Source organism: Promicromonospora sp. NPDC050262, assembly GCF_040655935.1.
Classification (GTDB): Bacteria; Actinomycetota; Actinomycetes; order Actinomycetales; family Cellulomonadaceae; genus Promicromonospora.
Genome location: NZ_JBFAKX010000012.1, coordinates 152,555 through 177,356 on the forward strand (window position 1 = coordinate 152,555; position 24,802 = coordinate 177,356).

Annotated in this window: 27 protein-coding genes; 3 read left to right on the forward strand and 24 right to left on the reverse strand. The window is 72.7% G+C overall.

Annotation, left to right across the window (positions count from 1 at the left end; translation table 11 throughout):
* Positions 1 to 6: 6 nt before the first annotated feature.
* Positions 7 to 405, forward strand: a complete 399-nt coding sequence (locus AB0I29_RS18710; RefSeq protein ID WP_285105091.1) for a MerR family transcriptional regulator — start codon at positions 7 to 9, stop codon at positions 403 to 405.
* 55 nt (positions 406 to 460) lie between these two features.
* On the opposite strand, the gene AB0I29_RS18715 is transcribed toward AB0I29_RS18710, so the two are convergent.
* The 7 genes from AB0I29_RS18715 to rpsB all read right to left on the reverse strand — a co-directional run bounded on the left by AB0I29_RS18715 (position 461) and on the right by rpsB (position 6,658).
* Entirely contained in the window at positions 461 to 1,003 is a 543-nt protein-coding gene (locus tag AB0I29_RS18715; protein WP_285105094.1) for a DivIVA domain-containing protein, read from the reverse strand.
* Between the two features lie 5 nt (positions 1,004 to 1,008).
* Positions 1,009 to 2,103: a 23S rRNA (adenine(2503)-C(2))-methyltransferase RlmN gene (gene rlmN / locus AB0I29_RS18720; RefSeq protein WP_285105311.1), complete on the reverse strand. Its 1,095-nt coding sequence runs from the start codon at positions 2,101 to 2,103 to the stop codon at positions 1,009 to 1,011.
* Between the two features lie 65 nt (positions 2,104 to 2,168).
* A complete protein-coding gene (locus tag AB0I29_RS18725) occupies positions 2,169 to 3,005 on the reverse strand; it encodes a phosphatidate cytidylyltransferase (protein WP_285105095.1) in 837 nt (278 codons plus the stop codon).
* A 50-nt stretch (positions 3,006 to 3,055) separates the two neighbouring features.
* Positions 3,056 to 3,613 (reverse strand): ribosome recycling factor, encoded by a 558-nt coding sequence (gene frr, locus AB0I29_RS18730; protein ID WP_285105098.1) that lies wholly within the window; start codon positions 3,611 to 3,613, stop codon positions 3,056 to 3,058.
* Positions 3,614 to 3,720: 107 nt separating this feature from the next.
* On the reverse strand, positions 3,721 to 4,476 hold the full coding sequence (gene pyrH / locus AB0I29_RS18735; RefSeq protein WP_182614512.1) for a UMP kinase: 756 nt from the start codon (positions 4,474 to 4,476) through the stop codon (positions 3,721 to 3,723).
* Positions 4,477 to 4,765: 289 nt separating this feature from the next.
* Positions 4,766 to 5,605, reverse strand: a complete 840-nt coding sequence (gene tsf, locus AB0I29_RS18740) for a translation elongation factor Ts (protein WP_285105101.1) — start codon at positions 5,603 to 5,605, stop codon at positions 4,766 to 4,768.
* 105 nt (positions 5,606 to 5,710) lie between these two features.
* Positions 5,711 to 6,658: a 30S ribosomal protein S2 gene (gene rpsB, locus AB0I29_RS18745; RefSeq protein ID WP_357484213.1), complete on the reverse strand. Its 948-nt coding sequence runs from the start codon at positions 6,656 to 6,658 to the stop codon at positions 5,711 to 5,713.
* 520 nt (positions 6,659 to 7,178) lie between these two features.
* Here rpsB and AB0I29_RS18750 point away from each other — a divergent pair.
* A complete protein-coding gene (locus AB0I29_RS18750; RefSeq protein WP_357484216.1) occupies positions 7,179 to 7,832 on the forward strand; it encodes a M23 family metallopeptidase in 654 nt (217 codons plus the stop codon).
* A gap of 7 nt (positions 7,833 to 7,839) precedes the next feature.
* On the opposite strand, the gene AB0I29_RS18755 is transcribed toward AB0I29_RS18750, so the two are convergent.
* Positions 7,840 to 8,793 carry a tyrosine recombinase XerC gene (locus AB0I29_RS18755; RefSeq protein ID WP_357484219.1) on the reverse strand — a complete coding sequence of 318 codons (954 nt, stop codon included), beginning with the start codon at positions 8,791 to 8,793 and terminating at the stop codon, positions 7,840 to 7,842.
* Positions 8,794 to 8,945: 152 nt separating this feature from the next.
* On the opposite strand from AB0I29_RS18755, the gene AB0I29_RS18760 reads away from it, so the two are divergent.
* Positions 8,946 to 9,905: an NADPH:quinone oxidoreductase family protein gene (locus tag AB0I29_RS18760; RefSeq protein WP_357484222.1), complete on the forward strand. Its 960-nt coding sequence runs from the start codon at positions 8,946 to 8,948 to the stop codon at positions 9,903 to 9,905.
* An 83-nt stretch (positions 9,906 to 9,988) separates the two neighbouring features.
* Here the strand turns inward: AB0I29_RS18760 and dprA are convergent, their stop codons facing one another.
* From dprA to AB0I29_RS18840, 16 genes are all read right to left on the reverse strand, one after another.
* Positions 9,989 to 11,275: a DNA-processing protein DprA gene (dprA, locus tag AB0I29_RS18765; protein WP_357484225.1), complete on the reverse strand. Its 1,287-nt coding sequence runs from the start codon at positions 11,273 to 11,275 to the stop codon at positions 9,989 to 9,991.
* Positions 11,268 to 12,815 (reverse strand): YifB family Mg chelatase-like AAA ATPase, encoded by a 1,548-nt coding sequence (locus tag AB0I29_RS18770; protein ID WP_357484228.1) that lies wholly within the window; start codon positions 12,813 to 12,815, stop codon positions 11,268 to 11,270. The genes dprA and AB0I29_RS18770 overlap by 8 nt, the downstream gene beginning before the upstream one ends.
* The gene (locus tag AB0I29_RS18775; RefSeq protein ID WP_357484230.1) at positions 12,815 to 13,261 is read right to left on the reverse strand and encodes a YraN family protein; all 447 of its coding nucleotides are present in this window, start codon (positions 13,259 to 13,261) and stop codon (positions 12,815 to 12,817) included. The genes AB0I29_RS18770 and AB0I29_RS18775 overlap by 1 nt, the downstream gene beginning before the upstream one ends.
* Positions 13,262 to 13,427: 166 nt before the next feature.
* A complete protein-coding gene (locus AB0I29_RS18780) occupies positions 13,428 to 13,727 on the reverse strand; it encodes a DUF2469 domain-containing protein (protein WP_020016858.1) in 300 nt (99 codons plus the stop codon).
* A gap of 7 nt (positions 13,728 to 13,734) precedes the next feature.
* Positions 13,735 to 14,424: a ribonuclease HII gene (locus tag AB0I29_RS18785; RefSeq protein WP_285105123.1), complete on the reverse strand. Its 690-nt coding sequence runs from the start codon at positions 14,422 to 14,424 to the stop codon at positions 13,735 to 13,737.
* A 3-nt stretch (positions 14,425 to 14,427) separates the two neighbouring features.
* Complete coding sequence (gene lepB, locus AB0I29_RS18790) at positions 14,428 to 15,096, reverse strand: signal peptidase I (protein ID WP_357484235.1); 669 nt, start codon at positions 15,094 to 15,096, stop codon at positions 14,428 to 14,430.
* A gap of 308 nt (positions 15,097 to 15,404) precedes the next feature.
* The gene (gene rplS / locus AB0I29_RS18795) at positions 15,405 to 15,752 is read right to left on the reverse strand and encodes a 50S ribosomal protein L19 (RefSeq protein WP_020016861.1); all 348 of its coding nucleotides are present in this window, start codon (positions 15,750 to 15,752) and stop codon (positions 15,405 to 15,407) included.
* Between the two features lie 238 nt (positions 15,753 to 15,990).
* Positions 15,991 to 16,779 carry a tRNA (guanosine(37)-N1)-methyltransferase TrmD gene (gene trmD, locus AB0I29_RS18800; RefSeq protein ID WP_357484300.1) on the reverse strand — a complete coding sequence of 263 codons (789 nt, stop codon included), beginning with the start codon at positions 16,777 to 16,779 and terminating at the stop codon, positions 15,991 to 15,993.
* Position 16,780: 1 nt separating this feature from the next.
* Positions 16,781 to 17,356, reverse strand: coding sequence for a ribosome maturation factor RimM (rimM, locus tag AB0I29_RS18805; protein WP_357484239.1), 576 nt, complete (start codon positions 17,354 to 17,356; stop codon positions 16,781 to 16,783).
* 79 nt (positions 17,357 to 17,435) lie between these two features.
* Positions 17,436 to 17,675: an RNA-binding protein gene (locus AB0I29_RS18810; protein ID WP_020016864.1), complete on the reverse strand. Its 240-nt coding sequence runs from the start codon at positions 17,673 to 17,675 to the stop codon at positions 17,436 to 17,438.
* On the reverse strand, positions 17,675 to 18,103 hold the full coding sequence (gene rpsP / locus AB0I29_RS18815; RefSeq protein WP_357484244.1) for a 30S ribosomal protein S16: 429 nt from the start codon (positions 18,101 to 18,103) through the stop codon (positions 17,675 to 17,677). Before rpsP ends, AB0I29_RS18810 begins: the two co-directional genes overlap by 1 nt.
* 178 nt (positions 18,104 to 18,281) lie before the next feature.
* Positions 18,282 to 19,403 (reverse strand): amidohydrolase family protein, encoded by a 1,122-nt coding sequence (locus AB0I29_RS18820; protein ID WP_285105132.1) that lies wholly within the window; start codon positions 19,401 to 19,403, stop codon positions 18,282 to 18,284.
* 157 nt (positions 19,404 to 19,560) lie between these two features.
* A complete protein-coding gene (ffh, locus tag AB0I29_RS18825; protein WP_285105135.1) occupies positions 19,561 to 21,201 on the reverse strand; it encodes a signal recognition particle protein in 1,641 nt (546 codons plus the stop codon).
* A gap of 34 nt (positions 21,202 to 21,235) precedes the next feature.
* Entirely contained in the window at positions 21,236 to 23,041 is a 1,806-nt protein-coding gene (locus AB0I29_RS18830) for an HD domain-containing protein (RefSeq protein ID WP_285105136.1), read from the reverse strand.
* 21 nt (positions 23,042 to 23,062) lie between these two features.
* Positions 23,063 to 23,401, reverse strand: coding sequence for a P-II family nitrogen regulator (locus AB0I29_RS18835; protein WP_357484250.1), 339 nt, complete (start codon positions 23,399 to 23,401; stop codon positions 23,063 to 23,065).
* A gap of 42 nt (positions 23,402 to 23,443) precedes the next feature.
* Complete coding sequence (locus AB0I29_RS18840; RefSeq protein ID WP_357484254.1) at positions 23,444 to 24,742, reverse strand: ammonium transporter; 1,299 nt, start codon at positions 24,740 to 24,742, stop codon at positions 23,444 to 23,446.
* Positions 24,743 to 24,802: the final 60 nt, after the last annotated feature.

The window sequence follows — 24,802 nt, forward strand, 5'->3', positions numbered from 1 at the left end:
TGGATCATGAGGATCGGTGAGCTCGCCACGCGGACGGGGGTCACGACCCGTCTCATCAGGTACTACGAGCAGCAGGACCTGCTCGAGGCGGACCGGGCGGCCAACGGCTACCGCACCTACACGGAGGCGCACGTGGAGCGGGTGTCCCGTGTCGCCGGGCTGGTCCAGGCCGGCATTCCCACGCGACTGGTCAAGATCCTCCTCGACGCGGAGGACGCCGCGGAGCGCGAGGACCCGACCTGCCCGCGGGAGGTGGCCCAGCAGCTCGCCACGGAGCTGGTGGGGGTCCAGGCGCGCATCGACTGCCTCACGCGGAGCCGCGACTCGATCCGCAGGTTCCTGACGGCGACGCAGCACGAGGTGCTGCTGCGGGAGGCGCAAGAGCCCGCGACCGCCGTCGTCTGACCTGCGAACAGGTCGGAGGGCGGCGGTCGCGGGCTCTGTGCCGCGGCTCGGGGGGTCACTCGACCCCGAGCAGCACCTCCACCGCACGGCTCAGGAACGCGTCGACCGAGGCCTCGTCGTAGGCCTCCGGCCCACGGGCCCGGCCGAACGTCGCCGACCGGATGTCGCCGGCCGTCAGCGGCTCCTGCCGGTCGAAGTAGCCGATCAGCCGGTCGCACAGGTCGTCGACGTCGTCCTTGTCGTAGCCCTGCGAACCGCGGTCGGCGGGCGCGAACTTCTCGCCGTCGGGCCGGCCGAGCCGCCCGTACAGCGAACGCGCTCGCTCGGCGAGCGCGTTCATCCAGGCCTGCTGACCGTGCGCCGACGCGTACTCCGCACGCTGCCGCGCGATGAACGCCGCCTCGAGCCGGTCGAGCGCCGCGTCGACCTCGTGGGTGTTGTACCCGCCACGCGTCAGGTCGAACGTCGAGGCCTGGATGTCGGCACTCGTCAGCCGTTCGGCCGTGCGCCCCTCGTACGCCTGCCGGGCATGCTCGAAGAACTCGTCGACCTCGTCCTTGTCGTACCCGGTGCGCATCTTGGGAACGCTGTTGAACATCCCACTCACTCGTCGTCCTCCTCAGCCGCCAGCTGCCCGCAGGCACCGTCGATGTCGCTGCCGCGGGTGTCACGGATCGTGGTCGGGATCCCGTGCCCGCGCAATCGTGCCACAAACTCGTCCTCGACCTCGCGGTCGCTCGCGGTCCAGATCGAGCCCGGGGTCGGGTTGAGCGGGATCGGGTTCACGTGCACCCAGCCGCGACCGCGCGAGTTGAGCTTCTCGCCCAGCAGGTCGGCCCGCCAGGCGTGGTCGTTCATGTCCTTGATGAGGGCGTACTCGATGGAGACGCGACGCCCGGTCACCTCGAAGTAGTTCCGCGCGGCGTCCAGCGTCTCGTCGACGCTCCAGCGCGTGTTGATCGGCACGAGCTCGGAGCGCAGGTCGTCGTCGGGGGCGTGCAGCGACAGCGCGAGGGTCACCGGGATGCCCTCCTTGGTCAGCTTCTGCATGGCCGGGACCAGGCCCACCGTGGAGACCGTGATGTTGCGGGCCGACATGCCGAGCCCCTCGGGCTGCGGCGCCACCAGCGTGCGCACCGTCTCGATGACCGCCTTGTAGTTGGCCAGCGGCTCGCCCATGCCCATGAACACCAGGTTGTTCAGCCGGGTGACGCCGCCGGGGATCTCGCCGTCCGCCAGCGAGCGGAACGCCGCGCGCACCTGCTCCAGGATCTCCGCCGTGGACAGGTTGCGCGTCAGGCCGAGCTGGCCGGTCGCGCAGAACGGGCAGGCCATGCCGCAGCCGGCCTGGCTGGAGACGCACAGCGTGGTCCGGTTCGGGTACCGCATGAGGACCGACTCGACCTTGGCGTCGTCGAACAGGTGCCACAGCGTCTTGACCGTGGTGCCGCCGTCGGCCTCCAGCTTGCGCGTGGGGCGGATGAGCTGGGGGAACATCGTGGCCGCGAGGGCCTCCCGGGACTTCGCCGGGAGGTCCGTCATCTGCGCGGCGTCGCTCGTGTAGTGCGTGAAGTAGTGCGTGGCGAGCTGCTTGGCCCGGAAGGCGGGCTCCCCCGCCTCGACCACCGACGCCACGCGCTCCTCGGGCGTGAGGTCGGCGAAGTGCCTCGGCGGCTTGCCGCGGCGCCTCGGCGCCATCTGCAGCGGGATCGCCGGGGTCTCGTCCGACGGACGCACGACAGGCTGGGCAAGGGGAGTTTTCATCAGGCAACCACCGAGAGCACGAGATAGACGAAGGGCGCTGTGATGACCAGCGAGTCGAGGCGGTCCAGCACGCCCCCGTGCCCCGGGAGCAATGAGCCCATGTCCTTCAATTCTAGGTCACGCTTGAGGAGCGACTCGGCGAGATCGCCGACCGTGGCAGTGACGGCGGTCATGACGCCGAGCGCGATACCGAGGATCGGGCTCTCGCCCAGTCCGTACACCGCCCCGATCACGCCCACCGCCGTGGCCAGCACGATCGAGCCGGCCAGGCCCTCCCACGACTTCTTGGGGCTCACGGTCGGCGCCAGCGGGTGGCGGCCCAGCATGACGCCGGCGATGTAGCCGCCGGTGTCGTTGGCGACCGCCAGGAGGATGAACAGCGCGACGCGGATCTCGCCGTCAGGCTGCGCCAGCATGAGGACCACGAAACCGGCCAGGAACGGGAGGTAGGACGCGGCGAAGACCGCGGCCGCCGAGTCCCGCACCGCGCTGAGCCCGGAGCCGTCGAGCGCCCGCCACACCACGGTCGCGGCCACGGTCAGCACGAAGGCGACGAACAGCGCCTCCGGCCCGCCCCGGTAGGCGGAGACGATCATGCCGGCGGTCCCGACGAACAGCGGGACCATCGGCAGCCGCAGGTCGCGGCGCGCGAACGCCTGCCGCAGCTCCCAGAGCCCCGCCCACAGCAGGACGACCACGAACGCGACGAACGGCTCGGGTCGCCAGTACAGCGACGCGCCGACGATGCCGAGCAGGCCGACGCCCACGAGGATGGCGGCGGGCAGGTTACGGCCCGCACGCGACTTCTTCGCGGCGGGTACGGGTTCTGGGCTCACGGCAGTGTGCGCGTTGTCTCGCTCTGTTGTGTCTCGAGGCGGTGCGGGCATCAGACCTCGAGCAGCTCGCTCTCCTTGCCGGAGAGCAGCTGGTCGATGATCTCGACGTGGCTCTTGGTCAGCTTGTCCAGCTCCTTCTCCGCGCGCACCACCTCGTCCTCGCCGGCCTCGCCGTCCTTGACGATGCGGTCCAGCGTCTCCTTCGCCTTGCGGCGGATGTTGCGCACCGAGACCCGCGAGTCCTCGGCCTTCTGCTTGGCAAGCTTGACGTAGTCGCGGCGGCGCTCCTCCGTCAGGGAGGGCAGCACGATGCGGATGGCGTTGCCGTCCGTCGCCGGGTTCACGCCCAGGTCGGAGTCGCGCAGCGCCTTCTCGACGGCGGGCACCGAGCTCTTGTCGAACGGCGCGACCAGCACGGTCCGCGCGTCCGGGATGTTGAAGGACGCGAGCTGCTGCAGCGGCGTGGGCGCGCCGTAGTAGTCGACGGTGATCTTGCTGAACATGCCGGCGTTGGCGCGGCCGGTGCGGATGCCCGCGAAGTCCTCCTTGGCGACCTCGATCGCCTTCTCCATCTTTTCCTCGGCTTCGAGGAGGGTCTCGTCGATCACCACTGCTCCTGTCGTTGGTCTACGGGTGGTGCCGGGGCCACTCTACGGACACTTTGCCCGGCTACCGAAAGGTTCGCGCGTTACCCGGCCAGCCCGGGCCGCACGGTTCAGCGCGTCGTGATCAGCGTGCCGATGGGCTCGCCGGCCAGCGCGCGGGTGACGTTGCCCTCGCCCTCCATGCCGAAGACCCGCATCTGGACGTCGTTGTCGCGGCACATCGCCAGCGCCGTGTCGTCCATGACGCCGAGCCTGTTCACGAGGGCGTCGGTGTAGGTCAGGTGGTCCAGCTTCTTCGCGTCCGGGTTGCGGCGCGGGTCGGAGTCGTACACGCCGTCGACCCCGTTCTTGCCCATGACGACCTGCTCGCAGCCCGTCTCCAGGGCACGCTGCACCGCCACGGTGTCGGTCGAGAAGTACGGCATGCCCGCGCCCGCACCGAAGATGACCACGCGGCCCTTCTCCAGGTGCCGGATCGCGCGCAGGGGGATGTACGGCTCGGCGACCTGGCCCATCGTGATGGCGGTCTGCACGCGCGTCTTGACGCCGGCCTGCTCCAGGAAGTCCTGCAGGGCGAGGCAGTTCATGACCGTGCCGAGCATGCCCATGTAGTCCGCGCGGGCGCGGTCCATGCCGGCCACGCTCAGCTCGGCGCCGCGGAAGAAGTTCCCGCCGCCGACGACGATCGCCACCTGTACGCCGTCGCGCACGGCCACACCGATCTCCTTCGCGATGCGGCGGACGACGTCGGCGTCCAGCCCCACGCTCCCGCCGCCGAACGCCTCACCCGACAGCTTCAGGAGCACACGCCGGGCCGGCTTGCCCTCCTCGTCCACCGCGAAGTTCTGGGTCGCCTCGTCACTCACTGGTCAGTCACCCTTCGATCGTCACTGCCGGGACACCGCCCTCCCGGAATACTGCGCCCGACTCGCGGGCGACGCACCTCTGCGCCACGCAGAGGCCTCCGGGCCGACCTCGAGACCCCTGGTGCGAAGTGGAGCCCGCCCCGCTCTACCCCACACCAAAAGTATCGAAGCCGTGCCCCGCTCCTGGTGGAGCGTGGCGTGCGAGCCGGCGCCGTCCGTCGGACGCAGCCGGCCGCGTATGCGTCGGCCCGGCCCGCGCCGAAGCGCGGACCGGGCCGAACGAGCTGCGTCAGGAACCGACGCGGAAACGCACGAACGCGGTCAGGGCACCGTTCACCGAGGCGACGTGCTTGCCGACCGTGGTCTTCGGGTCCTTCGCCAGCGGCTGGTCGATCAGGACGACCTCCTTGAAGAAGCCGTTCAGGCGACCCTCGACGATCTTGGGCAGCGCCGCCTCCGGCTTGCCCTCGTTCTTCGAGGTCTCCAGAGCGATCTCGCGCTCCTTCTCGACGACGTCCGCCGGGACGTCCTCACGCGTGAGGTACTTCGGGGCCATCGCGGCGACGTGCTGCGCGATGTCCTTGGCGACGGCCTCGCCCGCCTCGTCGGTGACGACGAGGACACCGATCGACGGCGGCAGGTCCTTGGCCGTCTTGTGCAAGTAGGTCGTGACCTTCGGGCCCTCGACGCGCGCGACGCGGCGCAGGACGAGCTTCTCGCCCAGCGTGGCGCCCTGTGCGGCGATGAGCTCGGCGACGGTGCCCTCACCGGCGGGGGCGGCGGCAGCCGCGACCTCGTCGGCGGCACCGGCGGCCGCGGTGGCCTCCAGGACGGCCTCGGCCAGCGAGATGAACTTCTCGTTCTTGACGACGAAGTCCGTCTCGGCGTTCAGCTCGATCATGGTGGCGACCTGGCCGGCCGCGGTGTCCTCGACCTTGACGGCGACGAGACCCTCGGACGTGGCGTTGCCCTCGCGCTTGGCGGCGCGGGCCAGGCCCTTGGTCCGGATGATCTCGATGGCCTTCTCGGCGTCGCCGTCGGCCGCGTCCAGGGCCTTCTTGACGTCGAGCATGCCGGCGCCGGTCCGCTCACGCAGCGCCTTGATGTCAGCGGCGGTGTAGTTCGCCATTGTTCTGGTCCTCCGTGCAGTCGTGTTGTTCGTGGGAGGTCGTGCGACCCGAGGAACGGTGCGCCGACCGGGCCGACACGAGGTCGACCCGGTCAGCGCGACGCGTCACTTCTCGGTGTCGGCCTCGGGTGCGGCGGCCGGAGCAGCCTCGGCGGCCTCGGCGGCCTCCACGACCTCGGCGGGAGCGGCCGGGGTGGCGGCGGCAGCGGCCTCGGCGGCCGCCTCCTCGACGGTGCCCTCGGCGGTCGCGGCCGGGGACTCGACCGTGCCCTCGGTGGTGTCACCGGCCAGGAGCTCGCGCTCCCACTCGGCCAGCGGCTCAGCGGCGGGCTCGGTCTCGGCACCGGTCTTGCTGCCACCCGAGTGGCGCTGCATGAGGCCCTCGGCGGCGGCGTCCGCGATCACGCGGGTGAGCAGCGTGACGGAACGGATCGCGTCGTCGTTGCCCGGGATGGCGTAGTCGACCATGTCGGGGTCGCAGTTGGTGTCGAGGATCGCCACGACGGGGATGCCCAGCTTGCGGGCCTCGTCCACCGCGAGGTGCTCCTTGTTGGTGTCGACGATCCAGACGGCCGAGGGAACCTTGGCCATGTCACGGATGCCGCCGAGGGTGCGTGCGAGCTTGTCCTTCTCGCGGCGCAGCACCAGGAGCTCCTTCTTCGTGAGGCCCGAGGCGGCCACGTCGTCGAAGTCGATCTCCTCGAGCTCCTTGAGGCGCTGGAGACGCTTGTGCACGGTGGTGAAGTTCGTGAGCATGCCGCCGAGCCAGCGGTGGTTCACGTAGGGCATCCCGACGCGGGCGGCCTGCTCGGCCACCGGCTCCTGGGCCTGCTTCTTGGTGCCGACGAAGAGGATGGAGCCGCCGTGGGCGACCGTCTCCTTGACGAAGTCGTAGGCGCTGTCGATGAAGTGCAGCGACTGCTGCAGGTCGACGATGTAGATGCCGTTGCGCTCCGTGAAGATGAAGCGCTTCATCTTCGGGTTCCAACGGCGGGTCTGGTGTCCGAAGTGGACACCGCTCTCGAGGAGCTGGCGCATGGACACGACGGCCATGACACGTCCTTTCGGTGCGGTCCGGGATCGACCCGGGGTTCCGCACGCATTTCAGGTGGCACCAGGACTGACGGCCCGGGCCACGGTTCGGTTGGCGGCACCCTCTCCTGACGGTGCCCCTGGCGCCACGTCGTGCCCGACGCCGCCCCCGAGGGGCGGACCACTGCCGGACGCGACTCGATGTGACGCGCGATGTCGACCAGGTGTTCTCCCTGCCAGGCAAGCAGTCAGCGGAGCTGGACGTCTGCCGGACGGGCAGCACATGCCGGTCGCGGGTTGAAGTCTACCCGACCGGCCCCCGCGGCGAGGACCCGCACGAAGCGCCCCGGCTGTGACGTCGCACGCCCCCGCGTGAGGGCTCGTCCGGGCCGTTCTCCGCAGCTCGTGAGCGCGCCCGGGAGACCCTCGCGACGGTGGCAGCAGGGAACGAGCGCGACCACAGGAGGGTCCGGGACGGGTTCGTGCACAGGCGGACCGCTCGACGCCGACGGCGACGGGATCGCGGCGTGATGCTCGGGGCATGACGACTCCTCGCGCTCCCCATCGTGCGGCCCACCGGCGGACGACCGCCGCGCTCCTGTCCATGCTGCTCGCCGTCGCGCTCGCCGCCCTGGTGCCGCCCCCGCCGGCCGCCGCCCTGCGCTCCGGGCCGGACATCGCGGTCCGGGTGGGTCTCGATCACCGGCTCGCTCCTGGTGCGTCGGACCGCGGTGCGGCGGACCCCAGGACCGGCTACGTGCCGCCCGTCGCGGGCGTGGACCCGCCGTCCGGCGTGGAGCGCCTGTTCGACCCGCCCGCCGAGAAGTGGGGCGCGGGGCATCGCGGCGTCGACCTGACCGCGCCGCCCGGTGCGCAGGTGGTCTCCCCCGGCCCGGGTGTGGTGACGTTCGCGGGACAGGTCGCGCGACGCGGGGTCGTGGTGGTTACCCACCCGGACGGCCTGCGCAGCAGCCTGGAGCCCGTGGCCGCCTCCGTGCCGGTCGGCACCGCGGTCGCTGCGGGGACGGCGATCGGCGTCGTCGAGGGGAGCCAGGGCACGGACGAGCCGGGCGCGACGCCGAACCACTGCGCGCCCCGGTCCTGCGTGCACTGGGGCGTACGGCGGGGCGAGCGCTACATCGATCCGCTGTCCCTGCTGGACCGCCCGCCGATCGTCCTGCTCCCGGAGCGTTGACCCTGGCTCAGGCGCGCGGGAACGCCTGGGCGTAGACACTGCGCAGCCGCTCCGCGTCCACGTGGGTGTAGCGCTGGGTGGTCGCGAGGTTGGCGTGACCCAGTACCTCCTGCACGGCACGCAGGTCGGAGCCGCCCTGCAGCAGGTGCGTCGCGGCGGAGTGGCGCAGCGCGTGCGGGGCGACGTCGTCGACGCCGGCCTGGGCGGCGAGCCGGTGCACGGCCTCGCGCACCTGACGCTGGCCCCAGCGTCCGCCGCGCTCCCCCACGAGGAAGGCGTCGCCGGTGGCGGCGGTCATGAACGCGGGCCGGCCGTCGGTCAGCCAGGCGTCGACGGACCGCGCGGCCGGGATGCCGAACGGGACGACCCGCTCCTTGCCGCCCTTGCCGAGCACCCGCACGAGCCGGTCCCGCGCGTCCACGTGTCCCACGTCGACCGACACCAGCTCGCCCACGCGGATCCCCGCGCCGTACAGCAGCTCCGCGGCGACCCACGACCGCAGGGCCGCCGGCCGGGAGGCCTCGTCGGCCTCGTCCGCGGCGGCCCTGGCGCCGTCCAACAGGCGGCCGGCCGCGTCCACGTCGAGCACCGTGGGCAGCGTGCGCGGCACCTTGGGGCTCGCGAGCCGCGCCGAGGGGTCGACCGGCACCAGACCGGCGCGGTGCGCCCAACGCAGGAACGCCCGGGCCGAGGCGCCGCGGCGGGCGAGCGTGGAGCGCGCGAGCCCGCGGTCGGACTGGGACGCGAGCCACCCACGCAGCAGCGTCAGGTCGATCTCGTCGAGGCTCGTGCTCCCGTGCCGCATCGCGTACCGCAGCAGGTCGGTCACGTCCGCCACGTAGGCACGCCGCGTGTGGGCGGAGTGCCCGCGCTGCGCGTGGAGGTAGCTGGCGAAGCGGGACACGGCGTCGGACAACTGCTCGGGCAGCCGAGGCAAGCCGGACAGGTCGGTAAGGTCCACGTTTGCCAGTGTGCAGCCGGACCGCCACGGGGTGAAGCAGGCGCGCCGCCGTTGCGCGGCCCGGGTGCGTCGCCCGGTGTGTCGCCGCCTCGGGTCGCTCTGCCACACTGGCCGGTCGGACAGTGCAGCCGGACGAGTGCAGGAGGACCGCGATGATGCGTGCCGTACAGGTGACCGAGTTCGGTGGCCCCGAGATGCTCAGGACCGTCGAGGTGCCGGAGCCGACCGCGGGGCCGGGGCAGGTGCTGATCGAGGTGTCGCGCATCGGCATCAACTACGCCGACACGCACCAGGTCGAGAACTCCTACCAGACGCCGACCACGCTGCCGTTCGTCCCCGGGAGCGAGGTCGTCGGGCACACGCCGGACGGACGGCGGGTCGCCGCACTGCTGACCGGCGGGGGCGGGTACGCCGAACGGGCCGTGGCCGACGCCGCCATGACCTTTCCCGTGCCCGACGACGTCGACGACCTCACCGCGCTGTCCATGCTGGTGCAGGGCACGACCGCCTGGATCCTGCTGCGCAAGAGCGCACACCTCGAACCGGGCGAGTCCGTGGTGGTGCACGCGGCCGCGGGCGGCGTCGGCACGATCGCCGTGCAGCTGGCCAGGGCCTGGGGCGCCGGCCGGATCATCGCCACGGCGAGCACGACCGACAAGCGCATGCTGACCCTCGGCCTCGGCGCGGACGTCGCCGTCGACTCCCGCGCGGACGACATGAGGACGGCGCTGCTCGACGCCAACGGAGGGCGCGTCGACATCGTGCTCGACATGGTCGGCGGCACCACGACCGACCAGAGCCTGGCAGCGCTCGCGCCCTTCGGCCGGCTCGTCTTCTACGGCATGGCGGGCCGGGAGCAGCCCAGGCCCGTCGAGCTGCGCAACCTGCTCGGCCACAGCAGCACGGTCGCGGGCATGTGGCTGCCGCACGTCTTCCGGCTGCCCGGCAACCTCTACGCCCGAGCGTTGTCCGAGCTGTTCGATCTCGCCCGGAGCGGCGAGATCCGCGCCGTCGCGGGCGGCGAGCACCCGCTGTCCGACGCCCGCGGCGCGCACGAGGCCCTGCGCTCACGGGGCACCGTCGGCAAGCTCCTGCTCAACCCGACCGCCTGACTGGCCGCCCGGAGTCGCTGGGGCCGCCGGCCCGGCCAGGCGGCCCGGCCAGGCGGCCCCGCAGGCAGTCCGACGCACCTGGGTCACCGCCTGCGCCAGCCTCCGTCCCGCTGCTCGGCCAGCCCCATCAGCTCCAGCAGCCCGAGCGCCCCGGTCGTGTCGGCGAGCGCGAGCCCGGCGGTGCGGGCGATCGACCGCTCGTGGGCCGGCTTGCGCACCGGCAGGGCGTCCAGCACCGCCTTGCCCGCCGCGTCGAGGTCGTCGCCCGGCCGCGTCTCGCCCTGCCGTCGCGGCGCGGTCTCGCCGAGGTCCCCGACGAGCTCGGCGGCCTCGGCGGCGTCCGTGACGCAGACGGCCGCGCCGCGGCGCAGCAGCTCGTGGCAGCCGCTGGAGGCCATGGACGTGACCGGCCCCGGCACCGCCCCGAGCGGACGCAGCAGCGACACGGCGTGGTTGGCCGTGGACAGCGCGCCGGAGCGCAGGGCCGCCTCGACCACCACCGTCCCCGCCGTGAACGCGGCGATCAGGCGGTTGCGCTTGAGGAACCGCTGCTTGCCCGGCACGGAGCCCGGCGGCACCTCGCTCACCACGGCGCCCTGCGCGGCGGTCCGCCGCAGCAGGTCGGTGTTGCTCGCGGGGTAGAGCCGATCGACCCCGCCCGCGAGAAAGGCCACCGTCCGTGCCCCGGAGACCAGGGCTCCTCGGTGCGCCTCCGCGTCGATCCCGTGGGCGCCGCCGGAGACCACGGTGAACCCGCGGTCGGCCAGCCCGCAGGCCAGGTCCCGCGTCACGCGGACGCCGTAACCGGTGCAGGCACGCGAGCCCACCAGCGACACGGAGCGCGCCGCCAGCCCGGCCAGGTCGGGATCACCCCGCACCCAGAGCGCCAGCGGTGCGGTGGAGCCGAGCCCTGCGAACGACGTGGGCCAGCCCGGGTGGTCCGGCGTCAGGAAGGTGCCGCCGTACCGGTCGAGCACGACGAGCTCGCCCTCGGGATCGAGCCGCTCGAGCCGCGGTGCCCAGCGCCGCACGGCGGCGACGACCAGCCCGGCGGCGCGCGTCCCGGACGTGTCCGGCCCTTCGGCGACCGCCCCGAGCACGTGGCCGGGGGCATCGGCGCGACCACCCGGACCCTGGACCGCAACCGGCATCCCGCCGATCCGCCGGAGGACGGCGCCGGCCCGGTCGGGCGCCCGGGCGGCGTCGAGCAGCCAGTCGAGCGCGTCCGCGGGGCCGAGGTGCTCCACCAGCGCGCCCGCCACCGGGTCTCCCGGCTCGGCGATGCGGCTCCACGCGGCCCGCGCCAGCACCGGGTCCGCCGGGTCGAACCGGAGCCGCGCACGGGGCTGCTCGAAGAGTGGCTCAGCCACGGTCGCCTCCCGTGCGCAGCAGCAGCGCGTTCCCGACGTCGGACACGGTGGGCGTGTCCCGCCCGGCGAGGTCGGCAATGGTCCAGGCGATCCGTAGGACCCGGTCCACCCCGCGCAGGCTCAGCTTCCCGTCGGTCATCGCCCGCTCGATCGGCGTGAGCAGACCGGGATGTGGCCGGAGCAGGTCACGCAGGAACCGCCCCGGCATCTCGGCGTTGGTGGACCAGGGTGTGTCGGCCAGCCGGGCGCGGGCGGCCTGCCGCGCGGCGAGCACCCGGGCGGCCACGACGGACGTCGGCTCGGACGTGCCCTCCACGCGCTCGACCCGGTCCACCGGCTGCACCTCGACCTGCACGTCCACCCGGTCCAGCAGCGGCCCGGAGAGCCGTGCGAAGTAGCGGCGCCGTGTGGTCGGCGAGCACGAGCAGTCCAAGCCCTTGCCGATGGCCAGCCCGCAGGGGCACGGGTTGGCGGCCAGGACGAGCTGGAACCGCGCCGGGTAGCGCGCCGAGCCGCCCGACCGGTGGATCACCAGCTCGCCCTGCTCCAGCGGCTGCCGGAGCGTCTCCAGCACCCGGCCGCCGAACTCGGGGGCCTCGTCCAGGAACAGGATCCCGCGGTGCGCCAGCGAGACGGCCCCCGGTCGCGGGATGCCGGACCCGCCGCCCACCACCGCCGCCTGGGTCGCGGTGTGGTGCGGGTCCTCGTACGGGGGCCGGCGGATCAGACCCCTGCCCGGGTCGAACGTGCCGGCCACGGAGTGCACCGCGGTGACCTCGACGGCCTCGCGGTCGGTCAGGTCGGGCAGGATGCCCGGCAGCCGGGAGGCCAGCATCGTCTTGCCGGCACCCGGCGGTCCGACGAGCAGCAGGTGGTGCCCGCCGGCGGCCGCGACCTCCAGCGCCCTGCGCGGCCGCTCCTGCCCCACGACGTCGGCCAGGTCGCCGGGCAGCCGCGCCGAGAGCGCCGAGCGGACCGGCCGCACCGCGACGACCTCGCGCACCAGCTCCGGCGGGCCGCCGTGCAGCGCCACCACCTCGGCCAGACTCGCGGCACCGACGACCCGGGCCCCCGGGACCAGCCGCGCCTCGTCGGCGTCGCCGGCCGCCACCACGACGTCCGGATAGCCCGCGTCCACGGCCGCGGCGACGGTCGGCAGCACCCCGCGGACCGGCTGGATGCGCCCGTCGAGGCCGAGCTCGCCCAGGTGCACCACACGGTCCAGGCCGGGCCGGCGCATCCCCGGGGACGTCGGCCCGTCGGTGCCGGCGAGGATCGCCACCGCGATCGCCAGGTCGTACGCGCTGCCCTGCTTGCGCAGCGACGCGGGCGACAGGTTCACGGTGATCTTCTTGACCGGCCACGGCAGCCCCGTGGACGTCACCGCGGCCCGCACCCGGTCGCGGGACTCGCTCAGCGCGGTGTCGGGCAGCCCCACCAGCGTGAATCCCGGGACGGACGCCGCCAGGTGCGCCTGCACCTCCACCACGTGCCCCCGCATCCCGACGAGCGACACCGCCCGCGTGGTCGCGATCCCCATCACGCCACCGACTCGAGGTGCTCGACGACGGCAGGCCCCTGCCGCTGCAGCGTCACCGCGACCACGTCGATGCGGATCGAGCCGAAGCGGGTACGCACATCGGGCAGCACCGGCACCGGACTGCCCGGTGTCGCCTCCTCCTGCAGCCGCGCCGCGGCGAGGCGGTCATCGGCGAGCCGTTCCCGGAAGACGGTGAGCCACTGCCCCGTCAGCCGCTTGATCCGGGTCAGCTTGCGTGGCGTGACCGCCTCCGCCGGATGCCCGTACCCCAGGCCCGACCTGGTCTTGACCTCCACCACCACGAGCACGTCGCCGTCGAGCGCGACGATGTCGAGCTCGCCCTCCGTGCCGCGCCAGTTGGTGTCGAGCACCTGCCAGCCGCGCGCCTCCACGTGCCGCACCGCGACCCGCTCGCCGTACCGGCCCACGCCGTCCTTCTTCGCCATCGCGTCCACCTCCGTGACCAGCCTTGGTCACGCAGGGGCCGTCCGACGGCGTCCGCGGGGTCACCTGTGCACGGATCGATGATCCACAGGGTCGGCGTCGCGCTCGAACCGCTGGAACCTCGTCACGAGGGTCTGTGCCACCCCACGGGAATCTCCGCGGGAAGCGTCAGAGCGCGAGCTCGGCCTTGGCCAGCTCCTCGACGTTCACGTCCTTGAACGTCACCACGCGCACCGACTTCACGAACCGCGCAGAGCGGTAGACGTCCCACACCCAGGCGTCGCCGAGCCTCAGCTCGAAGTACACCTCGCCCGCCGCGGACCGCACCTGCAGGTCCACCTGGTTGGCGAGGTAGAACCGGCGTTCGGTCTCCACCACATAGGCGAACAGGCCCACCACGTCGCGGTACTCGCGATAGAGCGCTAGCTCCATCTCCGTCTCGTAGTTCTCGAGGTCTTCAGCGCTCACAGCGACATCATCCCACCGACGCCGCAGTTCCGGGCAGGTTCCAGGATCTGCGGTGGTGTGGCGTCGGCCCGTGCAGCCCGAGGGCGTCCATGTGGGCCTTCGCGCTGTAGCCCTTGTTCTGGTCCCACGCGTACTCCGGGTGCCGCTGCGCCAGCTCGACGAGGATCGCGTCGCGCTCCACCTTGGCCAGCACGCTCGCCGCCGCCACGGACGTGCAGCTCATGTCGGCCTTGATCAGCGTCCGCACGGCGGGCTCCGGCACGTCGTCCTCGGGGGCGTCCGCCGCGGCGAACAGGTCGAGCGCGGGCGTGGAGAGCCAGTTGTGCTTGCCGTCCAGCACGACGACGTCGACGTCGCCGCACACCTGGCGCACCTGGGCCAGCGCGCGCCGGCCCGCCATCCGGAGCGCGGCGATGATCCCGTGCTCGTCGATCTCGGCCGGGCCCGCGTGCCCCACACCCCACGCGACGGCCCAGCGCCGCACGGCGGGCGCGATGGCCTCGCGCGCGCCGGGCGTGAGCAGCTTCGAGTCGGCGACACCCTTGGGACCGGTGCGCGTCGCGGCGTCGACCACGACGACGCCCACGCTGACGGGACCCGCGAGGGCTCCGCGTCCCACCTCGTCCATACCCGCGACGAGGCGGGCGCCCGAGGCAAGGAGCGCCCTCTCCTGCCGCAGCGTGGGCACCTTGCGCACCGCCTACTTCTCCGCGGGAGGCGCGTCCGGGACGCCGCTGAAGACGTCGCTCGGGTTGCTGTGCCAGTTCAGGCGGTCCAGCGGCCAGACGGTCGCGAACGCCGTGCCCACCACGTTGTCGATCGGCACGAACCCGCCGCCCGGCTTGCCGCGGTTGTAGCGCGAGTCCTGCGAGTTCTGCCGGTTGTCGCCCATGACCCAGAGCATGTCGTCAGGCACGGTGACCTCGAACGGGTCCTGGCTGGGGATCGATCCCGGCTTGATGTACGTCTCGTCGATCGGGGTGCCGTTCACCGACACCCGGCCCTCGGCGTCGCAGCAGACCACCTTGTCGCCGGGCAGGCCGATCAGGCGCTTGATGAGGTGGTCGCCGGTGTCCTGCGGCAGCAGGCCGACCGTGGTCAGGAACGACACGGCCGCATCACCGACCGGTCCGCGCTCCGGCGGCACGTACGGCGGCAGCCAGTCGCCCGGGTCCACGAAGACGACGATGTCCCCGTGCTCCAGGTCGAACGGGCCAGGCGTCAGCCGCGACGCCATCACCCGGTCCCCCTCGGTCAGCGTGTCCTCCATGGACGCGCTCGGGATGTAGAACGGCTGCACCAGCAGCGTCTTGATCAGCCACGACAGCACCAGCGCGCTGACGACGATGATCCCGACCTCTCGGAGCATCGCGAGGACGCCCGACTGCTGCCGGCGCGGCTCACGACCGTGCGCGGCCCCACCCTGACGATGCGCCCCGCTGTTTCCCCACGGATCCTCTGCGCTCAAGGGCGTCCCATCGATAGGGGTGGGCGGTGCCACCCGGTCGAAACTCGTCACGAGCCTAACTCTGTCACCTTGGAGCACCCCCGGCGAAATGGTCGGGCGGGCGAACATCAAGCCCGACGGATATCCGCACAGACCGGACCTGATACGACACCGGCCGCCGTCCTCGGAACAGGAGGACGACGGCCGGTGTCAGTGGAGCGCCGGAGCGCTCAGTTCTCGCGCTTCTCGCGGATCTTCGCCTTCTTGCCGCGCAGCTCGCGCAGGTAGTACAGCTTGGCGCGGCGGACGTCACCGCGGGTGACGACCTCGACGGACTCGATGGTCGGCGCGTGCAGCGGGAACTTGCGCTCCACGCCCACACCGAAGCTGACCTTGCGGACCGCGAACGTCTCGCCGATGCCGCCGCCGTGGCGGGAGATGACGACGCCCTGGAACGCCTGGACGCGGGAGCGGTTGCCCTCGACGACCTTGACGTTGACCTTGACGGTGTCACCGGCACGGAAGGCCGGGATGTCGGACCGCAGCGAGGCTGCGCCGATGTTGTCGAGCTTCTGCATCGTTCTCTCCGGGCCTGCCACAGGTCAGGCGCGAATCTCGTGGGCCCCGCCCCGGCCGGACGGCCGTCAGGGTCCCGAAAGGGTGTGGATGGCGGTGCGGCTTGACCCGGTCGGGGGCGGTTGCCCGCCCCGGTCGTCCCCTGTGGCAGAGACCTGACCGGCGACGCACCAACGGCTCATTCTGCCATACGGAGCCGCCGAACGGTGCCCGAGCAGGTGTGACGTCACGCCCCCGGGTTCAGCCCCGCACCAACCCGTCGCCGTCCGGCCCCGGCACCCAGCCCAGCTCCGCGAGCAGCTTCAGGTCGTGCTTGTCCAGGCCCGCCACGTCCAGGGCGGCGATCATGTCCGGCCGCCGCGCCGCCGTCCGCTCCAGCGCCTGGTCCCGGCGCCAGCGCTCGATCTTCGCGTGGTGCCCCGACAGCAGCACCTCGGGGATCTCGAGGTCCGCCCACGACGGCGGCTTCGTGTACACCGGGTACTCCAGCAGCCCGGCGGCCCCGTGCGACTCCTCGACCAGCGAGTCCGGGTTGCCGACCATGCCGGGGATCAGCCGGGCCACGGCCTCGATCATCACCAGCGAGGCGACCTCGCCGCCGTTGAGCACGTAGTCGCCGATCGACAGCTCGTGCACGGTCACGCCGGCGGACCGGTAGTGCTCGGCCACGCGCGCGTCGATGCCCTCGTAGCGCCCGCACGCGAACACGAGCTGCTCGGCCGTCGCGAGGTCCTCGGCGTGCCGCTGGGTGAACACCTCGCCCGACGGCGTGGGCACGATCAGGTGCGCGCCCGCCGTGCCGGCGCCCAGGACGTCGTCGATCGCCTGACCCCACACGTCCGGGCGCATGACCATGCCCGCTCCCCCGCCGAACGGCGTGTCGTCGACGGTGCGGTGCCGGTCGGTGGTCCAGTCGCGCAGGTCGTGCACGCGCAGGTCCAGCAGGCCGCGCTGGCGCGCCTTGCCCACGAGCGACAGGTCCAGCACGGACAGGTAGTCCGGGAAGATCGAGACGACGTCGACGCGCACGTCAGTCGTCCTCACGCTCGACGACGTCGACATCGTCGGCACGGTCGACGACGGCGGCGTCCGCGTCGCGGGCCAGCAGCCCGCCGGGCGGGGTGAGCACCACGCGGCCGCCCGCGACGTCGACCACCGGCACGATGGCCAGGACGAACGGCACCAGCGTGCGGGCCGTGCCGCCGTCGGGCAGCGACTCCTCGATGAGCAGCGCCTCGTGGGCCGGCTGGTACTCCAGCGTGATCACCTTGCCGACCACCGTGCCGTCGGCGAGCTCGACCCGCAGGCCCGCGAGCTCGTGCGGGTACCAGGCGTCCTGCTCGTCGGAGACGTCCGCCTCGACGACGAGCTCGGTGCCGCGCAGCTCCTCCGCCGCGTTCCGGTCGGCGACCTCGGCGAACGTGACCAGCCACCGCCCCTGGTGCTCGCGCGCCCGCGTCACGGTGAGCGGCCCGGCGTCGGCCGGGACGGTCTCGAGCCGCTCGCCGATCGCGAGCCGGGTCTCCGGATCGTCCGTGCGCAGGTCGAGGGCCACCTCGCCCTTGAGCCCGTGCGCCTTGCCGACGCGAGCCACGGTCAGCTGCATGTCTCTCCTCGAAGAATGAAAGAGCGAGGCCCGGTCCGCGTTCGGACCGGGCCTCGTCGTCGTGCTGGGTGCTGAAGGTTCAGCGCCGGTCGACGTCCACGACGTCGACCCGCACCGGGCCCTCGGTGGCGAGCGCACCGATCACGGTGCGCAGGGCGCGCGCCGTGCGACCACCGCGACCGATGACTCGGCCGAGGTCGTCGGGGTGCACGCGGACCTCGAGCAGGTCACCACGGCGGAGCGTCTTCGCGGACACGCGGACGTCGTCCGGGTTGTCCACGATGCCGCGCACCAGGTGCTCGAGGGCCTCCGAGAGCATCAGGCCTCGTCGCCCTCGGCCGGCGCAGCCGGAGCCTCGGCGGCGGCAGCAGCAGCAGCCTTCTCGGCGGCCTTGGCCTTGGCCTTCTCGGCGTCAGCGTTCACGGCCTCGATGGCGGAGGAGGCGTCGGCCTTCTCGCCCTTGACGCGCAGGGTGCCCTCGGCGCCCGGCAGGCCCTTGAACTTCTGCCAGTCACCGGTCACCTTGAGCAGAGCGGCGACCTGCTCGGTCGGCTGCGCGCCGACACCGAGCCAGTACTGCGCGCGCTCCGACTTGATCTCGATGAGCGACGGCTCCTCGGTCGGGTGGTACTTGCCGATCTCCTCGATCACGCGGCCGTCGCGCTTGGTGCGCGAGTCGGCGATGACGACACGGTAGTACGGGGCCCGGATCTTGCCGAGGCGCTTGAGACGAATCTTGACAGCCACGAAGTGGTCTCTCCTGGTTCTGATGGGATGGTCCGAGCACCGCGACGTGGGGTGAAGCAGTGTGTGGGACCGGGACACGGCCTGACCAGGTGAGAGGGGTCCGGGCACGCCGAGTACGTGGATATTGTGCCAGACGGCGCGCGGCCCCACCAACCACGGGTGCGTCACACGGCCGCGGTCAGCGAGCGGTCGGGTAGACCGTGCCCCGCAGCACGACGGCGGTGGGGTGCCGGAGCACCTCGATGTCCTCGCGCGGGTCCGCCGGGTAGACCACGAGGTCCGCGCTGGACCCCTCCACCACGGCCCCGAAGCCCAGGTAGTCGCGGGCGCGCCAGGACGCCATCGCCACGACCTCCGCCGCGGGGATGCCCGCCGCGACCAGCTCGGCGCACTCGTCGGCGATGCGGCCGTGCGAGATGGTCCCGCCCGCGTCGGTGCCGACCAGGAGCTGTACGCCGGCCTCGTGCAGGTCGCGGACCTGCTGGTACCGGCGCGCGTACATGGCCCGCATCCGCTCCGCGTAGACCGGGTACTTGCCGTCGGCCTGCGCCGCGATGCTCTCGAACTGCCCGATCTGCAGCAGCGTGGGCGTGACCGCGACACCCCGCTCGGCCGCCACCGCCATGTGCTCGGCCGTCATGCCGGTGCCGTGCTCGATGCAGTCCACCCCGGCCGCCAGCAGGCCGTCGATCGTCTCTTCCCCGAAGGCGTGCACGGTCACCCGGGCCGCCTCGGCGTGCGCCACGGCGACGGCCTGGCGCAGCACGTCGTCGGGCCACAGGGGCCGCAGGTCGCCGTCGGCCCCGAGCGTGCGGTCGATCCAGTCCCCCACGAGCTTGACCCAGCCGTCGCCGCGCCGGGCCTGCGTGCGCACCTCGTCCGGGAGCAGCTCCGGCGACTCCAGCTCCAGCCCGTAGTCGCGCAGATAGCGCTTGGGTCGCGCCAGGTGCATGCCCGCCCGCAGCAGGTGGGGCAGGTCGCCGCGCTGGTGCACCCACGCGGTGTCCAGCGGCGAGCCGGCGTCGCGGATCAGCAGCACGCCGGAGTCGCGGTCCGCCACCGCCTGCTTCTCGGCCTCCTCCGGGGACACGGCGCCCTCGGCCGCGAGCCCGATGTGGCAGTGCACGTCGACCAGGCCGGGCAGCGCCCAGCCCTCCAGCACCCGCATGTTGGTGCCCTGCGCCGACGGCCGGGTCAGGCTGACGCGGCCGCCGCGGACCCACAGCTCCTCGGCCTCACGGTCGTCACCGAGCAGGATGCGCCCACGGATCGCCGCGGTCGGACCTTCCAGCGCAGACATGCGGCTCCTTCGCTCTCCCCGTCACCCTGTGGACCTGTCCCCTGCCACGCCTCGGGCACCCTGCCCGCCCCGGCGTCGTCGCCGGCCTCAGCCCTCAACCCCCTGCCGGCGCCAGCAGCCGGCACCGCGGTCCGGCCACCGGCCGGACCGCTCCGTCTCACCGGCCCAGGAACTTCTCCAGGCCCGGCGGCAGCTCGATGTTGTTCAGGTCCGGCGCCTCGTCGCTCGGCTTCGGGCCCACCCCGAAGGCCGACCCGGCGGGTGCGGCCGGCTTGGCGGCCGGGCCTCCGCCCAGGGCGCGCTGCATGGCGTCCTTCTCCTGCTGGGCGCGCTTGGCCGGGTTCCCGGACTTGCCCTTCTTGCCCTTCTTGGGCGGCTGGGTCTTGCCCCGCGACTTCTTGCCCATGCCCATGCCGGGGCCGCCGGGCATGGCGGGCATCCCGCCCGGCCCCATGCCGCCGCCCTTGGCCATCTGGCGCATCATCTTCTGGGCGTTGTCGAACCGCTCCAGGAGCTGGTTGATGGCCGTGGTCGTGGTGCCGGCGCCCTTGGCGATGCGGGCGCGGCGCGAGCCGTTGATGATCTTCGGGTTGTCGCGCTCCGCCGGCGTCATCGAGTGGATGATCGCCTCGATGCGACCCACCTCACGCTCGTCGAACTGGTCGAGCTGGTCGCGCATCTGGGCCATGCCCGGCAGCATGCCGAGCATCTTCTTCATCGAGCCCATGTTCTTCAGCTGCTGCATCTGCACCAGGAAGTCCGCGAGCGTGAAGTCCTGGCCGCTGGCGAGCTTGCCCGCCATCTTCTCGGCCTGCTCGGCGTCGAACGTCTTCTCCGCCTGCTCGATCAGGGTGAGCACGTCACCCATGTCGAGGATGCGGCTCGCCATCCGGTCGGGGTGGAAGACCTCGAAGTCCGTCAGCTTCTCGCCGGTGGACGCGAACATGATGGGCCGGCCGGTCACCTTGGCGACCGAGAGGGCGGCACCACCGCGGGCGTCGCCGTCCAGCTTCGAGAGCACCACACCGGTGAAGTCGACGCCGTCGGCGAAGGCCTTGGCGGTGTTCACCGCGTCCTGGCCGATCATCGCGTCGATGACGAACAGGACCTCGTCCGGGTCGACCGCTGCACGGATGTCCGCGGCCTGCTTCATCAGCACCTCGTCGATGCCGAGGCGGCCCGCGGTGTCCACGATCACGACGTCGTGCTGGCGCTCCCTGGCGTACGCGACACCGTCGCGCGCGACGCCGACCGGGTCGCCGATCAGGGGCGCGTCGGCCGCCGGGTCGTCGGCCTCGGAGGTGTTGCCCGGGTGCGGCGCGAACACCGGCACGCCGGCACGCTCGGCCACCACGGAGAGCTGCGTCACCGCGTTGGGGCGCTGCAGGTCGGCGGCGACCAGCAGGGGCGTGTGGCCCTGGCCCTTGAGCGCGTGCGCGAGCTTGCCCGCCAGCGTGGTCTTACCGGCACCCTGCAGACCCGCGAGCATGATCACCGTGGGCGGCGTCTTGGCCAGCGTCAGCGGGCGCGTGGCCCCGCCGAGGATGTCGACGAGCTCCTCGTTGACGATCTTGACGACCTGCTGGGCGGGGTTCAGCGCACCGGAGACCTCGGACGACAGCGCGCGCTCGCGCACCGCCGCGGTGAACTCGCGCACCACGGGCACCGCGACGTCCGCGTCGAGCAGGGCGCGGCGGATCTCCCGCACGGTCGCGTCGATGTCCGCCTCGGAGAGACGGCCCCGCGTGCGCAGGTTCTTGAACGTCGAGGTAAGCCGGTCGGACAGGGAGTTGAACACGGACACAGCCTAATGGAGTCCTGTCGCCAGGGGTTCATCCGGGCAGCAGGGCCCGGGCCCGTTCGGTGAGCCCGTCCACGAGCTGCGAGCGCCAGCCCGTCCACGCCTTGGGCCCCAGGGACGTGGTGTCCGCCTCGGTCAGCGAGCGCAGCACGTCGAGGAGGTCCCGCCGGTGGTCGACGGCCGCCAGCAGGGTCGCCAGCGTGGCGGGGTCGTCGGGGTCGGCACGGGTGGCCAGGTCGGCGAGCGTGAGGTGGTGGCGCACGAGCCGGGTGACGTCGTCGACCACGTCGGGGGCGAAGCCCGCGCGGGTCAGGATGCCCGGGACCAGCCGGGCGCCCTCGACCGAGTGGTCGGCCGCGCCGCGCACCTTGCCGATGTCGTGCAGGAGCGCGGCCAGCAGCAGGAGGTCGCCGGAGCGCTGCCCCGCGACGGTCGAGGGGTCGGGCAGCCGACGTCGCAGGCGGGCCGCCACGGCGGCCGTCTCGACGAGGTGCCGGTCCACGGTGTGCCGGTGGATCGCCGCGCGCTGGGGCCGGTTGCGCACGTCGGCCCACTCGGGGATCCAGGAGGTGACGACCCCGGCGAGGTCGAGCGCCTCCCAGACCGGCACCTGGGCCTGCCCGGCGGCGAGCAGCGCGAGCAGGCTCTCGCGTGCGGCCGGGGGCCAGGGTTCGGGCAGGGGCGGCGACTTCTCCAGGCTCCGGATCGTCACCGGGGAGAGCACGAGCCCGGTCCGCGCGGCGGTCGCCGCGGCGCGCAGGGGCAGCAGCGGGTCCGACGCCGGACGGGTGCCGACGCCGAGCACGAGCTCGCCGTCGTGCTCGACCAGGCCGTCGCCCACGGAGCGCAGGCGGGGCGGCGTGCGCCGTCCGCGCACCATGATCGGCTTGCCCACGCCGACGGGCCGGGACAGCGCCTGGCGGGCGTGGCGGATGGTGGTGTCGAGCGCGTAGGAGATCACGCGGCCGGACTCGGCGAGGCTGGCCAGCAGCTCGTCGCCGTCGTCGTACCCGGTGCGTTCGGCGACGTCCTCGAGGTCGGCCAGCAGGAGGCGGCTGCTGCGCCGCCGGGTGACCACCTGGAGGGTGTCGCGCACGTCGAGCAGGTGCGTGTAGGCGGTGTCCACCGCCCCGTGGGGGCGGTCGGTGAGCCAGGTGGCGGCGAGCGCGGAGAGCAGCACGGCGTCCCGCATGCCGCCGCGGGCCTCCTTGAGGTCCGGTTCGATGAGGTAGGCGAGCTCGCCCGCGCGCTGTGCGCGGTCGCGCGTGGACGAGATGAGCTCGGGCAGGCGGCGGCGCGCCGCGGCGCGCCAGTCGGTCAGCACGGCCGACGCCGCGCGGTGCACGAGCACGGCGTCGCCGGCCACCGCGCGCACGCTCAGCCAGCCGATCACCGCCGGGAGGTCGCTCGCCGCGACCTGCCGGGACTGGCTCAGGGACCGCACCGCGTGGTCGATGTCCACGCCCGAGTCCCACAGCGGGTACCAGAGCTTCTCGGCCACGCGCCGCAGCTCGTCGGGGCCGTGGGTGCGGCCGTCGTGCACGAGCACGAGGTCGAGGTCGCTGAGCGGGCCGAGCTCGCCCCGGCCCAGGCTGCCGACGGCCGCCAGGGCGATGCCCGCTGGGTCGACGTCCTTCGTCGCCTCGGCGAACAGGTCGCCGAGGCGTTCGGTGACCCGCTGTCCGACGGCGGACCGCCGGGCCAGGCCGGACCTGCCCGGACCGGTGAGGCCCGTGGCGATGGAGAGGAGCTCATCGCGGAGGCCCCGCACCCCGACCGGGGGGTGCGGGGCCTCCGCCTGCTCCCGGGTGCCCTCGGGCACCGGGTCACTTGTCATGCGTCGTCAGGCACTCCCGGATCAGAGCGCGGCGTCGCCGTGCTCGCCGGTGCGCACCCGGGCCACGTCCTCGACCGGCACGACCCACACCTTGCCGTCGCCGATCTTGCCGGTCTGGGCCGCCCCGACGATCGCGTCGGTCACCGCCGCGACGTCCTCGTCCGTGACGAGCACCTCGATGCGGACCTTCGGCACCAGGTCCACGGTGTACTCGGCACCGCGGTAGACCTCGGTGTGACCCTTCTGTCGGCCGTAACCGCTGGCCTCGCTCACGGTCATACCGCGCACCCCCGCACCCTCCAACGCCGTCTTCACGTCGTCGAGGCGGTGGGGCTGGATGACACCCGTGACAAGCTTCATGCGCTGCCTCCTAAGCAGTCGGGTTGCTGCACCGTAGTACGGTCAGCGCACCTCGGTGATGGTGGAGCCGGAGTTCTCGTACGCCGTCTCGCCGTGGACCGCCAGGTCGATACCGCTGACCTCGGCCTCCTCGGAGACGCGCCAGCCCAGGGTCGCCTTGAGTGCCAGCCCGATGATGTACGTCAGCACGAAGCTGTACACCACGGCCACCAGTGCGGCGACGATCTGGGTGAGCAGCTGCGTGACGCCGCCACCGTAGAAGAGGCCGTTGAGCGAGCCCTCGAAGTAGAACGAGTCGTAGCGGCCGTTCGTGGCGAAGAACCCGATCAGGATGGTGCCGACCAGGCCACCGACGAGGTGCACGCCGACCACGTCGAGCGAGTCGTCGTAGCCGAACTTGTACTTGAGGCCCACGGCGAGCGAGCACAGGACACCGGCGACGAGGCCGATGACGATGGCGCCCCACGAGTCCACCGTGCCGGCGGCCGGGGTGATCGCGACCAGGCCGGCGACGACACCGGAGGCGGCACCCAGCGAGGTGGCGGCGCCGTCACGGAACTTCTCGGTGGTCATCCAGGCGAGCATCGCGACGGCCGTGGCGACCAGCGTGTTGACCCAGGCGCGACCGGCGGTGCCGTCCGCGGCGAGCTCGGAGCCCGCGTTGAAGCCGAACCAGCCGAACCACAGGAGACCGGCGCCGAGCATGACGAACGGCAGGTTGTGCGGACGCATGGCCTCGGTGCCGAAGCCCTTGCGCTTGCCGATCACGAGGGCCAGGGCCAGGGCCGCGGCGCCCGCGTTGATGTGGACGACGGTGCCACCGGCGAAGTCGATCGGCAGCGAGAGGGCCGAGGCGAGCCAGCCGTCGGCGCCGAACATGCCGCCACCCCAGACCCAGTGGGCCAGCGGCGCGTAGACGACGGTGACCCAGATGGCGCTGAAGACGATCCAGGTGCCGAACTTGACGCGGTCGGCGATCGCGCCGGAGATGAGGGCCACCGTGATGACGGCGAACGTGGCCTGGAACCCGGCGAACACGAGGGCCGGGATGCCCATCGCGGTCGTGGGGCTCGCGGCGTTGTCCACCGTGAGGCCGATCAGACCGGCCGGGTTGCCGATGAAGCCGCCGAGGTCGGGGCCGAAGGCCAGACCGTAGCCGTAGACGACCCAGATGAGCCCGGCGACGCCGATCGAGGCGAAGCTCATCATCATCATGTTGAGGACACTCTTGCCCCGCACCATGCCGCCGTAGAAGAACGCCAGGCCCGGCGTCATCAGCAGCACGAGCGAGGAGGCGGTGATCAGCCAGGCGGTGTTGCCCGTATCGAGCTCGAATTCCATCGCGGAAAATGCCTCTCTCCCCGGACCGGTCCTGGTGACTCGGCCCACCGCGACTAACCG

Bases quoted from the DNA above. Each gene is read 5' to 3' on its own strand.
- AB0I29_RS18710 (WP_285105091.1), top strand. From the start codon at position 7: ATGAGGATCGGTGAGCTCGCCACGCGGACGGGGGTCACGACCCGTCTC.
- AB0I29_RS18715 (WP_285105094.1), bottom strand. From the start codon at position 1,003: ATGTTCAACAGCGTTCCCAAGATGCGCACCGGGTACGACAAGGACGAG.
- rlmN (WP_285105311.1), bottom strand. From the start codon at position 2,103: ATGGCGCCGAGGCGCCGCGGCAAGCCGCCGAGGCACTTCGCCGACCTC.
- tsf (WP_285105101.1), bottom strand. From the start codon at position 5,605: ATGGCGAACTACACCGCCGCTGACATCAAGGCGCTGCGTGAGCGGACC.
- rpsB (WP_357484213.1), bottom strand. From the start codon at position 6,658: ATGGCCGTCGTGTCCATGCGCCAGCTCCTCGAGAGCGGTGTCCACTTC.
- AB0I29_RS18750 (WP_357484216.1), top strand. From the start codon at position 7,179: ATGACGACTCCTCGCGCTCCCCATCGTGCGGCCCACCGGCGGACGACC.
- AB0I29_RS18760 (WP_357484222.1), top strand. From the start codon at position 8,946: ATGATGCGTGCCGTACAGGTGACCGAGTTCGGTGGCCCCGAGATGCTC.
- AB0I29_RS18770 (WP_357484228.1), bottom strand. From the start codon at position 12,815: ATGGGGATCGCGACCACGCGGGCGGTGTCGCTCGTCGGGATGCGGGGG.
- AB0I29_RS18775 (WP_357484230.1), bottom strand. From the start codon at position 13,261: ATGGCGAAGAAGGACGGCGTGGGCCGGTACGGCGAGCGGGTCGCGGTG.
- lepB (WP_357484235.1), bottom strand. From the start codon at position 15,096: ATGCTCCGAGAGGTCGGGATCATCGTCGTCAGCGCGCTGGTGCTGTCG.
- rplS (WP_020016861.1), bottom strand. From the start codon at position 15,752: ATGCAGAAGCTCGACAACATCGGCGCAGCCTCGCTGCGGTCCGACATC.
- rimM (WP_357484239.1), bottom strand. From the start codon at position 17,356: ATGCAGCTGACCGTGGCTCGCGTCGGCAAGGCGCACGGGCTCAAGGGC.
- AB0I29_RS18810 (WP_020016864.1), bottom strand. From the start codon at position 17,675: ATGCTCTCGGAGGCCCTCGAGCACCTGGTGCGCGGCATCGTGGACAAC.
- AB0I29_RS18820 (WP_285105132.1), bottom strand. From the start codon at position 19,403: ATGTCTGCGCTGGAAGGTCCGACCGCGGCGATCCGTGGGCGCATCCTG.
- AB0I29_RS18830 (WP_285105136.1), bottom strand. From the start codon at position 23,041: ATGACAAGTGACCCGGTGCCCGAGGGCACCCGGGAGCAGGCGGAGGCC.
- AB0I29_RS18835 (WP_357484250.1), bottom strand. From the start codon at position 23,401: ATGAAGCTTGTCACGGGTGTCATCCAGCCCCACCGCCTCGACGACGTG.
- AB0I29_RS18840 (WP_357484254.1), bottom strand. From the start codon at position 24,742: ATGGAATTCGAGCTCGATACGGGCAACACCGCCTGGCTGATCACCGCC.